The sequence below is a fragment of the Pseudomonas sp. B14(2017) genome, from assembly GCF_002113255.1.
Taxonomy (GTDB): Bacteria; Pseudomonadota; Gammaproteobacteria; order Pseudomonadales; family Pseudomonadaceae; genus Aquipseudomonas; species Aquipseudomonas putida_Z.
Window position 1 is genome coordinate 62,685 of sequence record NZ_NEJY01000002.1, and the last position, 12,644, is coordinate 75,328.

Genomic DNA, 12,644 nt, shown 5'->3' on the forward strand with positions numbered 1-12,644 from the left:
ACGCAGGGCCTTTTTCATGGGCAAGCAATAATTAGCCCGGGCGTCGTACAAGTTTGCTTCAGCCTGCCGGTTTTCTTCCGGAGGCATGCTTCATGAAACGTTCCGCTATTTCCACATTCGATTTTCAGTACGCCGCAGCCAGTCAGTTCAGTGATCGGCCGACATTGCGGCAGGTGACCAGCGAGAAGCTGTGGACCGTGCTGCTGGGGAAGCTGCCCTGGCTTGCCTATGTGAAGCCGGCGCTGTCCAACGCCGACTCTCTCATGTTGGATAGTCCCGATCCCAGCACGCCTTACTGGGGCACGCAACCGCTGGTCGACCGTGTGCTCCAGGCATTGCTCGAAGCACAGCCGCTGGACATCGAGCCTGTCGGTGAGCGGCATCACAATCTTGCACTAACCTCCTCATACCGTTTTCCTGGCTCGGACAGCGCGTTCGACACCCGCCAACTGAGCGGCATGTCCGACGCGCTCGACGAGCTGGTAAAACAGTTGCCACGGCTATTCTGCGAGGCACAGCTCAAATACTGGAATGCCAAGGGCAGTGCAGGGGTGAGCCGTGACCAGTGGTTGCAACTGCTGCTCAGGACTGCACTCTTGCGTGGCCTGCCTCTGCAAGGGCTGGATGTTCAGGAGCAGGCCTGCATTCGCGGATTGATCCGCGGTGGTGCTGCCCAGCCATCGGTCTGTTTCGTGAAAGCCAGCCTGACTTGTGGGTCGATTCAATACGACCAGATGCTCAGTCACCTGCTGGTCACTGGCGATTACGATGAGCGGCAGGTAGTGCTCTGGTGCGCGCCGTCCGGTATCACGCGCAGCTTCGCTTCCCTGGCTGATTTCGGCGAAGCGTTGCGCAACGAACTGGCGCAGCACTACAGTTTTCAGAGCATGTCGTGGACGCGTCAGCCGGTTGAGGGCAACGTCTTTGCCCAGCAGGTTTCGCTGTTGCTTGAGTCCATGTTCCAGTCTTTCGACCTGATGCGATTCAGTGGCTTGTCCGATGTGGCGGCAATGGAGAGGCGTTTCGCCGACCTGAGCGACCCGGCGGCCTGGTTCGTACGCTACGAAGACGACACGCCAGCCACCATGGCCCCGCCAGGGCTCAGGGCCAGCGCTCCCCAGGACAGCTTTGCCTGTCGCGCCGCGTTGTTGCAGCTCGCCCTTGACCAGTTGGATGCCGGGGGTGTTTCGGTGCTGGACGGCATCCAGTCATTGACGGCGTATGCCGCGCAGCAACTGGGCGAGCAGATGAAAAAGGAGCACGGGGACGAAACCTCTCCAGATCACCTGCTTCTCGACCTGTATATCGCTCGGGGTGTGCCTGGCGGCGCTGCGACAGGTGCCGGCGGTGGCGAGCCACTGGCGTTCGTGGGTACCAAGTCGCTTACCGAATTTGCTATCGGTAACCTTGCTTCGCTCAAGGGCGCGGAGATCAAAAAGGTCAGCCATCGAAAGGGCATCACGCCCCCGAAGTGGCTGGATGCCAATGCTGCGGAGCGATTGGTGACCCAGGTAGACATTGGTGGCCGTTACCCAGCCTATGTTGCCGAACAGTTCGATGATCAGGCCATGCGCGCCGAGCGCATCGTGCGTTTGGCCAGGGAATGGCGAAGCGCGTTTCTTTCCAGCGCCCTTTCGGCCAGGCTCGATGCGAAAGTCTCCGAGGTGGGCCTACAGTGCGTGGTCGATTTTTGCGCAGGTCATCAGGACTCCTTGGTTCCGCGCATGTCCTTGATCCCCCTGGCCTTCAGGCGCAGCCGTCATTCGCGCAAGATAGACGATGTGCGTGGCATGTACTTGCTGTTCTGCGCCGAGCCGGCAAAAGTTCTGGTGTACCGCCCGCTATATCGACAGGACACGGTTCGCGAGTACGCAAGCCTTGAGGCCTTGCTTGCACATATTCGTGAGTCGGCTCTCTTCCAAGAGAGCATTCTTGACTGGATCGACCCGACCGCGCGCGACGTATATGCAGAGGGTGGTTTCAGCGAGCCGCACATTGTGAGTATTGGTCTCGACCCTTATACGCTCCCGGCCAAGCCGGAGCCGGCGATGCTCGACCTGAAGCTGTGGCGCAACAAGGTTGACGAGAAAATCTACCAGGCCAACCGAGATCTGCTGGTCGAGCTGGCAGGGCTGGAATCGGTATCTGACGCCGAGAGCCGCTGGCAGCTCCTGTGCGAAGGCGCCTGGCTGTTGTTCGATGTGGTGACTCAGGCGATACGCGGTCCGGTCGCGTCTGTGGCCTGGTTGGTACAGTTTCTGGCTTCGCTGCAAAACGACTTGACCGCGTTGGAGCAGGGTGGTGAGTTCGATCGGTCCGCGGCAGTGGCCGACTTGTTGCTCAACCTTGGGATGACGCTGCTGCATGCCCATCAACCGAAGCAGGAGACAGTGCCCACAAGGCGCCTGCCTGATGTATCACTGTTCGAAGGGCCTGACCTGCAAAACGGCGCGTTTGCCGAACTTGCTATCGAGGCGCGTGAAGAGCCGGAAGGCAAGCTGGGCGAACTGGGCAGCCAGATGCTGGACTTTTCCTGGCGCGGCCAGCATGGGTTCAACTGGCTGCCTGCGCAGCAGCGGCAGAGGTTGCAAGCCATGAGTTCCAGCGTCTCGGTCAATGGGTTGAGCCCTTTGACTGCGGGCGATGGTGAAGGCCTGTACCAGATCGATAAGAACTACTACGCGGCCATGGCTGGTGATCTCTATAGGGTGGAGTTGCTGGCTGAGGGAGTTCGGGTAGTCAACGCGACTGGCGGTTACGGGCCCTGGCTGGCATTTGTCGATGGGGCTTGGCGGGTGGATACGAAACTGCGCCTTGCGGGAGGGGCTCCCGACTCCAAGACTTCGGTATCGCGCCGCTTCGATAAACTTTACGAAAAAGTTTCCAAGCTGGATGAGGACGTTCCGGCGTTGAAAGCGAAGGTCCAGGCAGTTACCCAGCAGATGATGGCCTTGCACAAAAGCCTTGTGACCATGGAGGCGTTGAAGGCGAAAGCGCAGTCTGAGGTGGCTTCGGCCCCTGCAGGTACTGATGTGTCAATGAAGGAGTCGCTGATAGCAAAGTATGCTCAACGAGAAATAGAGGTGAAGGAAAGCATCGCTCAGCAGCGCGAGAAAATCGTTTCGCTGCTGGAAGAGGCCATTGGCAAGATGGATGAACAGCTAAAACTGTTGATCACGATGGCAGAACCCAAGTATGCCAAATCTCGCCATAACAAAGGGTTGGATGAGATTCTTGACCAGCATCAGGAAAGTGCTCGAATAGAGCTGATTCGTGATTGTGTGTTCGTTTACAACGAGCTGTGGAGCCTGACGGACTATCCGCAACTTGCCGCGCTGCAACGGGCTATCGATGGGAAGCCACTGACAGAAGTCGGAGAACACTATGCTGAGTTTCGTATCAAGCTGGAGCATGTGGTGGAGTATCAGGACCGCATGCTCGCCATACGAGTGCACCTGGACAATTTGCTGGCCGAGTCGCCGGTTGACCTCGTCATACCTTCCAACCCCCCTGGCGACCATCGCACAGTGGGGCATCTGATCGACGAAAGACCGTTCTCGACCGTGCAGATGCGCTTCCATCAGGTGCAGAACCTGGCAGACCTGGCCTTGCACCTCAATGCTCCCGGCGGCCTTCAGACAGTCGCCCGCTACCGGGACGAGCTGGTCAGCATGGCCTTGCGCAATGCCGCAGAGACTCACGGGGAGCTTGACTTCGCCAATCTGTCGGCAGATGACCGCATCACGATCCTGCAAGAGGCATGGGATGAGTACTCTGCCGCACTACTCAACAGTGCCCGCATTCTCGACGAAGGAGGCGCACTGATCCAGCCCGCAATGCTCGAGCGATATCGCAACCATTTAAAGCAACTGAAGGAAGATGCGGGGCAGCGGCTGGTTGCCGCGATCTCGGAGCAGGAGGGTGGAACGGTCGCGCAAAAGCGCACGCCCTACAAGGTGTCTACCGAAGAGCAGCGCGTGGTGCGAAACCTTGCTGGGCAGTTGATGATCGGGGTGGAAAAGACGATAGGCGAACGCCAGATAGTGGAAGTGCGCGAGACCTTCAGTGAAGAAGTGCTGGCAACTTTCGACCTGGTGGATGGGGAATGGCGGCAGCGTGAAAGCAAGCGCCCATCATTGGTGGAGGAAGCTACTCCAACAGATCTGTCCAAGTGGGTACAGGCGCTGCTGGACGAGAGCGGTTCCGTGCGAACGCGGGCCGAGGACTTTATCAAGTCCAGTATAAAAGGGGCGTTGCTCGAGGAGTTGTTCGACCGGCAGCTAGGAAAGCTGAATCAGGCGCTCAGTGTGATGCGTGCCGGCGGAAACGATGAGCTGGTCACGATGCTGGAACGGGAACTGAAAGAATTGGGAGCGGATAAGAAACAGCAAATGACCAATCTCTATACCCGCACCATTTATCCGTCGGCCGAAGCTTTACAGCATCTTCACAAAGAGAAACTGATACAGGTTGAATATGTGAATCGGCGCACCATGCGGGATGGCAGCGCATTTGACGAATACCGGATCCTTAGTCTTCCGAGTAAGAAAAACCTTTGGGTTGCGCACTTCCATTTAACCTCGCCAAAAGCTAACGCTGATGAATTCACGGCTGGTCACCTCAAGACTTGGAAGCAGCGCTTTTGGAGCAGCCAGGTCGCTGCAGCCTCGGGTCAACGGGTGCACAGAGGTAAACTTACGCTGGATCAGGCACGGGCAATCATTCCTTTCCGTTGAGCCGGCCAACGGGGGCAGTGGGTTGGTGCCTGGCATGCGCGGGCATCGTCCGATTGCCCCGCTCGGCAATCATCTGCTCCAAGCCGATCAGCTCTATGCCCTGGCGCTTCAGCCGGGGCAGTTCGCGTTCGAGCACTTCGAGGGTTTGCGGATAAGGGTGGCCGATCAGCACGGCTGAGCCTTGTTTGCGAGCCAGTTCGACCCCGAGCTGCAATTCGCTGCCGATGGCCTCGACCGTACGTACGTTGTCCAGAAAGACATCGCGGGATACCTGTGCCAGGCCCTGGGCCTGAGCCTGGAATGCGGCTACCGTGGCAGCGCTGGTGCGGCTGTCGACAAAGAACAGGTGCCTGCGTTGCAGGTCAGCCATCAGCATCGCCATTGCTTCGGGTTCGGCGGTCATGCGGCTGCCCATGTGGTTGTTGATGCCGGCTGCGCACGGCACCTGCGCCAGGGCGGCGTCCAGGCGCCTGGCCAGCTCCGGCAGAGGCGTGCCGGGGTGCCAGGCGTAAGGGCCGGTGGCCGGGTCCATGGGCATGTGCAGGATCACCGTCTTGCCGGCCTTGTGCGCCTGGCGGGCAAAGTCGGTGGCATGCGGGGTGTCGGGCATGATCGCCATGGTCACCGGACCGGGCAGGGCCAAGGTACGGCTGTCGCGCTCGCTGCTCTGGCCCAGGTCGTCGATGATGATGCTCATGTAGGCCTTGCCGGCCGGCGCCGCTTGCGCGACCCCGGCCATCAGGCAGAACAGCAGACACAGCAGATAACGCATGGGGTGGATCAGTCGCCCTTGGTGATGTTCAGGCCTTTGAGCAGGCTCAGGGCCTGGCTCAGCTGGAAGTCGTCATCCTGCGGGCGCTCCTTGCGCTTGCCGCTGCCGGTCGGGCGGTCGGCGCCGCCGTTGCCGTTGCCCAAGTGGCCCTGCAGGTCGGCTTCCTTGAAGTTGTCGGTGTCGGCTTCGGCGGTGAGCTTGGCCGGGCGCACTTCGATGTCGGGGACGATGCCCTGGGCCTGGATCGAGCGGCCGTTGGGGGTGAAGTACAGCGCGGTGGTGAGCTTCAGCGCACGGTCGTTGGCCAGTGGCAGCACGGTCTGCACCGAGCCTTTGCCGAAGCTGTCGGTGCCCATCAGCACGGCGCGTTTCTGGTCTTGCAGGGCGCCGGCGACAATTTCCGAGGCCGAGGCACTGCCGCCGTTGATCAGCACCACCAGTGGCACGCCGTCGCTGGCGTCGGCCGGGTCGGCAGAGAAGCGCAGCTCGGAGTTGGCGATGCGGCCCTTGGTGTAGACGATCAGGCCCTTGGTCAGGAAGTGGTCGGCCACTTCCACCGCCGACTGCAGCACGCCGCCCGGGTTGTTGCGCAGGTCCAGCACCACGCCGCGCAGCTTCTTGCCGTTGTCCTTGCGCAGCTTGGCCAGGGCCTTGCCTACTTCGTCGCCGGTCTTGACCTGGAACTGGGTGATGCGGATGTAGCCGTAGTCGTTCTCCAGCAGCTGGCTCTTCACGCTCTTGACCTGGATGACCGCGCGGGCGAGGGTCACGTCGAAGGGGTTGCCGCCGTCACGCACCAGGGTCAGGGTGATTTTCTCGCCGACCTTGCCGCGCATCTTGTCGACCGCTTCGGTCATGGTCTGGCCACGAGTCGGGGCGCCATTGATCTTGACGATCAGGTCGCCGGCCTGCACGCCGGCACGCGAGGCCGGGGTGTCATCGATCGGCGAGACAACCTTGATGAAGCCGTCTTCCTGGCCTACTTCGATGCCCAGCCCGCCGAACTCGCCGCTGGTGCTTTCCTGCAGCTCCTGGAAGTCCTCGGGGCCGAGGTAGGCCGAGTGCGGGTCGAGGTTGCTGAGCATGCCCTTGATAGCATTTTCCAGCAGGGTCTTGTCGTCCACCGGCTCCACATAGGCCGCCTTGATGCGGTCCATGACCTCGGCGAAGGTGCGCAGCTCTTCAAGCGGCAGTGGCGCCTTGGCGGTCACCTCGGTGGCCGGTACTGCGGCCGGCTTGGCCGGCTCCGCGGCAGTGGCCAGGGGCGCGCCGACCGCCAGGGCGATGGACAGGGCCAGCTGGGTGAGACGAGGCGAGTGCAGCATGTCGAACGAACTCCTGATCCTGTAAGCGCTCCCTGGGGAGCATCGGTGCAGCCCGTGGGCTACCCCGTAGAAATTTGACTAGCCCCGGCACCACTGCGAAGGGTCGGTAGGCCGGCCCTGCTGGCGGATGGCGAAGTACAAGCCGGCAGCGTCCTGGCCGCCGCTGTCGCCAACGGTGGAAATGGCCTCGCCAGCCTTGACGATATCACCGGCGCTCTTGAGCAGGCTCTGGTTATGGCCGTACAGGCTCAGGTAACCGTTGCCATGGTCGAGAATGACCAGAAGCCCGGCACCGCGCAACCAGTCGGCGAACACTACGCGCCCGCCGTGCACGGCACGGACCTGGGTGCCCGGGTTGGCGCTGATCATCACCCCGTCCCACTTGGCACGGGCATCGCTGCCGCGGGCATCACCGAAACGTGCCAGCAATCGACCATTGACTGGCCAGGGAAGTTTTCCCCGTGCGGCAGAAAATGCGCCGCCGTAGTTCGCGCCGTCGCTGGAAACCAGCGGGCCCAGGGTGGTGCGGGCCTTTTTCGGTGGCTCCACCGGTTCGCGGGCCTGTTCGCGGGCGGCAGCGGCGGCCAGGGCTTCCTGCTGGCGGCGCTTTTCCGCTTCCTGCTGGGCCAGCAACGCCTTCTTGCGCGCTTCTTCGGCCTCGCGGGCCTGGCGGGCGAGGGTTTCCTCGATGGTCTTGAGTACCTTGGACAGGTCGGCCTGGTCCTGCTCGCGCGATTGCAGCTTCTGGTCGCGATCCTTCATGTCGCTGTTGAGCTTGGCCAGCACCTGCTGGCGCTTGCCACGCTCGGTTTCCAGGGCCTGGCGGCGGCTGTCGAGGTCGGCGCGCTGGGCCAGCAGCTGTTGCTGCTGGGTAGCGATTTCCTGTTCGACGTTGGCCAGCTGGCGCAGGGTCTCGTTGAAGGTGCGCAGTTGCTCCAGGCGCGCCTTGCTCAGGTAGTCGTAGTAGGTGAGGGTGCGGGCGAACTTCTCGGGGTTCTGCTGGTTGAGCAGCAGCTTGAGGTATTCCTCGCGGCCGTTCTGGTAGGCCGAACGGGCCTGGATGGCGATCAGTCGCTGTTGTTCAACACGGGCGCTCTGGAGTTTTTTTTTCTCGGTATCAAGGCGCTCCAGCTCGCCCTCGGTCTTTTTTAGTTCTTGCTGCAGGGCCTCCACCTGCTTTTCGAGGTTGCCGATATCGGTCTCGGTGGCTTTGAGGTCCTTTTGCACACCGGCCTTTTCTTCCTGGAGCTTGCCCAGCGTCTTCTTGAGCTCGGCAATATCCTGACGGGTGGCGTCCAGTTGCTGCTGGGTCTGCGCACGCTCATCGGCAAAGGCCGGGCTGAGCAGGCAAGACAGGGCTAGGAGGATCAGGGCGCGAAGCATGGGGTTTGGCGTACCAAGGATGGAGACTGGCCTAGTATGCCCGCGCGGGCGGGCAAAAAAAACGCCTCGCTGCGGGTGCAGAGGGGCGTTTGTCTGGAATTCATGTGCAAAGGGGCTGCTTTGCAGCCCAATCGCCGGCAAGCCAGCTCCCACAGGATCACCACAGGCCTTGAAACTGTACAGTACTTGTGGGAGCTGGCTTGCCGGCGATTGGGCCGCGATGCGGCCCCATGCTCAGAATCAGGCGTCGACCAGAATCGAGGTACCAGTCATTTCCACCGGCTTTTCCAGCCCCAGCAGCTTCAGCATGGTCGGCGCCACATCGGCCAGCACGCCGCCGTCACGCACCTTGACGTTGCGCTTGCCGACATAGATGAACGGCACCGGCTCGGTGGTGTGCGCGGTATGCGCCTGGCCGGTGCACTCGTCTTCCATCTGCTCGACGTTGCCGTGGTCGGCGGTGATCAGCGCTTCGCCGCCGACCTTGTCCAGCGCCTCGACGATGCGCCCGACGCAGCCATCCAGGGCTTCGACGGCTTTCACCGCCGCTTCGAACACGCCGGTATGGCCGACCATGTCGCCGTTGGCGTAGTTGACCACGATCACGTCATAACGCTGCTGCTCGATGGCCTCGACGATGCGGTCGGTAACTTCCGGTGCGCTCATTTCCGGCTGCAGGTCGTAGGTGGCGACCTTCGGCGACGGGATCAGGATGCGCTCTTCGCCTTCGAACGGCTCTTCGCGGCCACCGGAGAAGAAGAAGGTGACGTGGGCGTACTTCTCGGTCTCGGCGATGCGCAGCTGGGTCTTGCCGTTCTTCGCCAGGTACTCGCCCAGCACGTTGTTCAGGCTGGCCGGGGCGAAGGCGGCAGGGGCCGGGATTTTCGCCGAGTACTGAGTCAGGCCGATGTAGGCGGCCAGTTTTGGCAGGCGGGCACGCGGGAATTCGTTGAAGTCGGCTTCGACGAACACGCGCGACAGTTCGCGGGCGCGGTCGGCGCGGAAGTTCATGAAGATCACCGCGTCGCCGTCTTCGACCTTGACTGCTTCACCGATGCGCGTGGCCTTGACGAACTCGTCGCTCTCGTCGCGGGCGTAGGCCGCTTCCAGGCCGGCCAGGGCGGTATCGGCGGTGTATTCGGCAGCGCTGTCGACGATCAGGTTGTAGGCGGCGCTGACGCGGTCCCAGCGGTTGTCGCGGTCCATGGCGTAGTAGCGGCCGATCAGGCTGGCGATGCGGCCCTTGCCCAGCTTGGCGAAGGCGGCGTCGAGCAGTTCGATGGACGACTGTGCGCTGCGTGGCGGCGTGTCGCGGCCATCGAGGAAGGCGTGCAGGTAGATCTTTTCCGCACCGCGCTGCGCGGCCAGTTCGGCCATGGCTACCAGGTGGTCCTGGTGGCTGTGTACGCCGCCGTCGGACAGCAGGCCGAGGATGTGCACGGCCTTGCCGGCACTGGCTGCCTTGTCCACGGCGCCGGTCAGAACCGGGTTCTCGAAGAACTCGCCGTCGCGGATGGCCTTGGTCACCCGGGTGAAGTCCTGGTACACCACGCGGCCGGCGCCGAGGTTCATGTGACCGACTTCGGAGTTGCCCATCTGCCCGTCCGGCAGGCCGACATCCATGCCCGAGCCGGAAATGAGGCCATGCGGCTGGCTGGCGCGCAGGCGGTCATAGACCGGTGTTTTGGCGGCGTAGATGGCGTTGTATTCGGGGCTTTCGCTGTGGCCGAAGCCATCCAGGATGATCAGGACCAGGGGTTTGGGCGTACTCGTCATCAATCAAACTCACGGTTGTTCAAAGATGATAAAGACACGCATTTTAGGGCAAATGCGCCACCGGCGGCGAATATTCGTCCTGTTCCCTGACCAGCGTGGCCAATGTGGCAACATGAAGGTACCTTTCCGGCCGGCCCGTCGGGCTTTGGTGGCACTGGGGGGCTGTGTATACTGGCCGGCATTTTCAATCGCGTGGAACACCCCAGATGGTTGCTAACCTGATTCAATTTGCGACAAACCACTACATCCTGGTGGCGATCTTCGTTGTTTTGCTGGTCGCGCTGCTCGTCAACGAAATCCGTCGCGGCGGCCAGAGCCTGAGCAACGGCCAGCTGACTGCCCTGGTCAACGCCGAGAAAGCCCTGGTCATCGACATCCGCCCGACCAAGGAATACTCCGCCGGTCACATCGTCGGTGCGGTGAACATCCCGCAGGACAAGCTGGTCAACCGCATGAGCGAGCTGGACAAGCACAAAGAGAAGACCCTGATCGTCGTCGACTCGATGGGCCAGCAGTCCGGCACCATCTGCCGCGAGCTGCTCAAGGCTGGTTACAACGCCGCCAAACTGAGCGGTGGCGTTTCCAGCTGGAAAGCCGATAACCTGCCCCTGGTGAAGTGATATGAAGCCCGTCATCGTCTATTCCAGCGACTACTGCCCCTACTGCATGCGCGCCAAGTACCTGCTCGAGAGCAAGGGCGTGGCCTTCGAGGAAATCAAGGTCGACGGCAAGCCACAGGTTCGTGCCGAGATGAGCCAGAAGGCCGGCCGTACATCTGTGCCGCAGATCTGGATCGGCAGCACCCACGTCGGTGGATGCGATGACCTTTATGCCCTGGAGCGCGCCGGCAAGCTCGACGCGCTGCTGGCGGCCTGATTTGCACTGCATTCAAAAACATTAGGATAAGGATCTGCCATGACTGACCAACAGACCAACGGCGCTGCTGCAGAAGACAACAGCCCTCAGTTCTCCATGCAGCGCATCTATGTGCGCGACCTGTCGTTCGAAGCCCCGAAAAGCCCGCAGATCTTCCGTCAGACCTGGGAGCCGAGCGTTGCCCTGGACCTGAACACCAAGCAGAAAGCCCTGGAAGGTGACTTCCACGAGGTGGTGCTGACCCTGTCGGTTACCGTCAAGAACGGTGACGAAGTGGCCTTCATCGCTGAAGTGCAGCAGGCCGGTATCTTCCTGATCAAGAACCTGGACGCGGCTTCGATGAGCCACACCCTGGGTGCGTTCTGCCCGAACATCCTGTTCCCGTACGCCCGCGAGACCCTGGACAGCCTGGTGACCCGCGGTTCGTTCCCGGCCCTGATGCTGTCGCCGGTCAACTTCGACGCCCTGTACGCGCAGGAAATGCAGCGCATGCAGGAAGCCGGCGAAGCGCCGACTGTGCAGTAATAGCTGCATTTGAAAAAGGGCGACTTCGGTCGCCTTTTTTTGTTGGCCTGTTCCGGCCCTATCGCCGGCAAGCCAGCTCCCACAGGTACTGCACAGGTTTCAAGGGCGGTGCGGTCCCTGTGGGAGCGGGCAAGCCCGCGAAAGGGCCGGCACAGGCTATAGCTCAGCTCCCGGCAAACCCATTCTGCCGCCACGCCTCATACACCGTCACAGCCACGGTATTGGACAGGTTCAGGCTGCGGCACCCCGGCCGCATCGGCAGGCGCAGGCGTTGTTCGGCCGGCAGGCTGTCCAGTACCTCGGTCGGCAAGCCACGGCTTTCTGGCCCGAACAGGAAGGCATCACCCGGCTGGTAGGCCACTTCGTGGAACGGGTGCGAGCCCTTGGTGGTGAAGGCGAACAGCCGTGGGTTGCCCAGGCTTTCCAGGCATCCGGCCAGGCTCTCGTGGCGCTTGAGCGTGGCATACTCGTGGTAATCCAGCCCCGCGCGCCGCAGGCGCTTGTCATCCAGTTCGAAGCTGATGGGCTCGATCAGGTGCAGGTCGCAGCCGCTGTTGGCGCACAGGCGAATGATGTTGCCGGTATTCGGCGGAATTTCTGGTTGAAAAAGGATGACGTGAAACATGCACGGCTCCAAGCGTGAAGATGACGGGCATTCTACCCCCGAACCGGACCTGCGTTCGAAGGCGTTCCCGCGGGTGATGCTGTCGCTGGCGATCGTCGGCTTGATGGTGGGGCTGATGATCGGCCGCCTGACCACACCCGACGAGCGCGAGCTGCAGCAGGTGGAGGTGGTGCAGGATGGCCTGGAGCTGTGGTTCAACGAAGAGCCCCAGCTGCATGGCGAGAATGTGGAAGGTACGGTAGCACTGTTGTTCCAGGCCCAGGGCAAGGCCCGGCAAGGGCAACTGAGCCTGCAGGGCAAGCCTGTGAGCTGGCGGGTGCAGAATAGCAAGGAAGGTCTGTTGCTGACGGTGGTGGCCGCGCGCCCCCTGCACGGCGAGTGGGCCGGTGCAGAGGACGCTGGGCGCTGGCGGTTGCAGGTGAAACTGCACGAATAAAAGAGGGGATATCCCGGCCTGCCTGTACCAGGGTCCCCGAAAGGGGTACTGCGTATAAAGGGGGGATGGCCCGGCCTGCCTGTACCGAGGTCCCCAAAACTGGCGATGTTGCGAATAAAAGAGGGGTTCACCCGGCCTGCCTGTACCAGGGCCCCCGAAACTGGATATGTATGGGTTATTGCAGGGGGCG

Annotated in this window: 10 protein-coding genes; 5 read left to right on the plus strand and 5 right to left on the minus strand. The window is 61.8% G+C overall.

Translation table 11 applies throughout. The features are described from left to right. Positions 1–92 precede the first annotated feature (92 nt). Positions 93–4,736, plus strand: a complete 4,644-nt coding sequence (locus CAG34_RS02250) for a dermonecrotic toxin domain-containing protein (protein WP_085587758.1) — start codon at positions 93–95, stop codon at positions 4,734–4,736. Here CAG34_RS02250 and CAG34_RS02255 read toward each other — a convergent pair. The 4 genes from CAG34_RS02255 to gpmI all read right to left on the minus strand — a co-directional run bounded on the left by CAG34_RS02255 (position 4,720) and on the right by gpmI (position 9,992). Beyond that, positions 4,720–5,508 carry a divergent polysaccharide deacetylase family protein gene (locus CAG34_RS02255; protein ID WP_085587760.1) on the minus strand — a complete coding sequence of 263 codons (789 nt, stop codon included), beginning with the start codon at positions 5,506–5,508 and terminating at the stop codon, positions 4,720–4,722. The two genes, CAG34_RS02250 and CAG34_RS02255, sit on opposite strands and share 17 nt — an antisense overlap. Before the next feature lie 8 nt (positions 5,509–5,516). After that, a complete protein-coding gene (locus CAG34_RS02260; protein ID WP_023660970.1) occupies positions 5,517–6,833 on the minus strand; it encodes a S41 family peptidase in 1,317 nt (438 codons plus the stop codon). Positions 6,834–6,911: 78 nt separating this feature from the next. After that, positions 6,912–8,216: a murein hydrolase activator EnvC gene (locus CAG34_RS02265; protein WP_015272119.1), complete on the minus strand. Its 1,305-nt coding sequence runs from the start codon at positions 8,214–8,216 to the stop codon at positions 6,912–6,914. Positions 8,217–8,456: 240 nt separating this feature from the next. Beyond that, positions 8,457–9,992 (minus strand): 2,3-bisphosphoglycerate-independent phosphoglycerate mutase, encoded by a 1,536-nt coding sequence (gene gpmI / locus CAG34_RS02270; RefSeq protein WP_025340940.1) that lies wholly within the window; start codon positions 9,990–9,992, stop codon positions 8,457–8,459. Positions 9,993–10,198: 206 nt separating this feature from the next. Between gpmI and CAG34_RS02275 the strand changes: the two genes are divergently transcribed. Genes CAG34_RS02275 through secB form a run of 3 tightly spaced genes read left to right on the plus strand, consistent with a single transcriptional unit; the run spans position 10,199 to position 11,393 of the window. After that, the gene (locus CAG34_RS02275) at positions 10,199–10,612 is read left to right on the plus strand and encodes a rhodanese-like domain-containing protein (protein WP_003259887.1); all 414 of its coding nucleotides are present in this window, start codon (positions 10,199–10,201) and stop codon (positions 10,610–10,612) included. 1 nt (position 10,613) lies between these two features. Further along, entirely contained in the window at positions 10,614–10,868 is a 255-nt protein-coding gene (gene grxC / locus CAG34_RS02280) for a glutaredoxin 3 (protein WP_003249204.1), read from the plus strand. A 39-nt stretch (positions 10,869–10,907) separates the two neighbouring features. Continuing rightward, entirely contained in the window at positions 10,908–11,393 is a 486-nt protein-coding gene (gene secB, locus CAG34_RS02285; protein WP_013974581.1) for a protein-export chaperone SecB, read from the plus strand. A 163-nt stretch (positions 11,394–11,556) separates the two neighbouring features. Here secB and trmL read toward each other — a convergent pair whose 3' ends face one another. After that, positions 11,557–12,018 carry a tRNA (uridine(34)/cytosine(34)/5-carboxymethylaminomethyluridine(34)-2'-O)-methyltransferase TrmL gene (trmL, locus tag CAG34_RS02290; RefSeq protein ID WP_025340939.1) on the minus strand — a complete coding sequence of 154 codons (462 nt, stop codon included), beginning with the start codon at positions 12,016–12,018 and terminating at the stop codon, positions 11,557–11,559. Between trmL and CAG34_RS02295 the strand changes: the two genes are divergently transcribed. After that, positions 12,017–12,454 carry a hypothetical protein gene (locus tag CAG34_RS02295; protein WP_075046617.1) on the plus strand — a complete coding sequence of 146 codons (438 nt, stop codon included), beginning with the start codon at positions 12,017–12,019 and terminating at the stop codon, positions 12,452–12,454. The genes trmL and CAG34_RS02295 overlap by 2 nt on opposite strands. Positions 12,455–12,644: the final 190 nt, after the last annotated feature.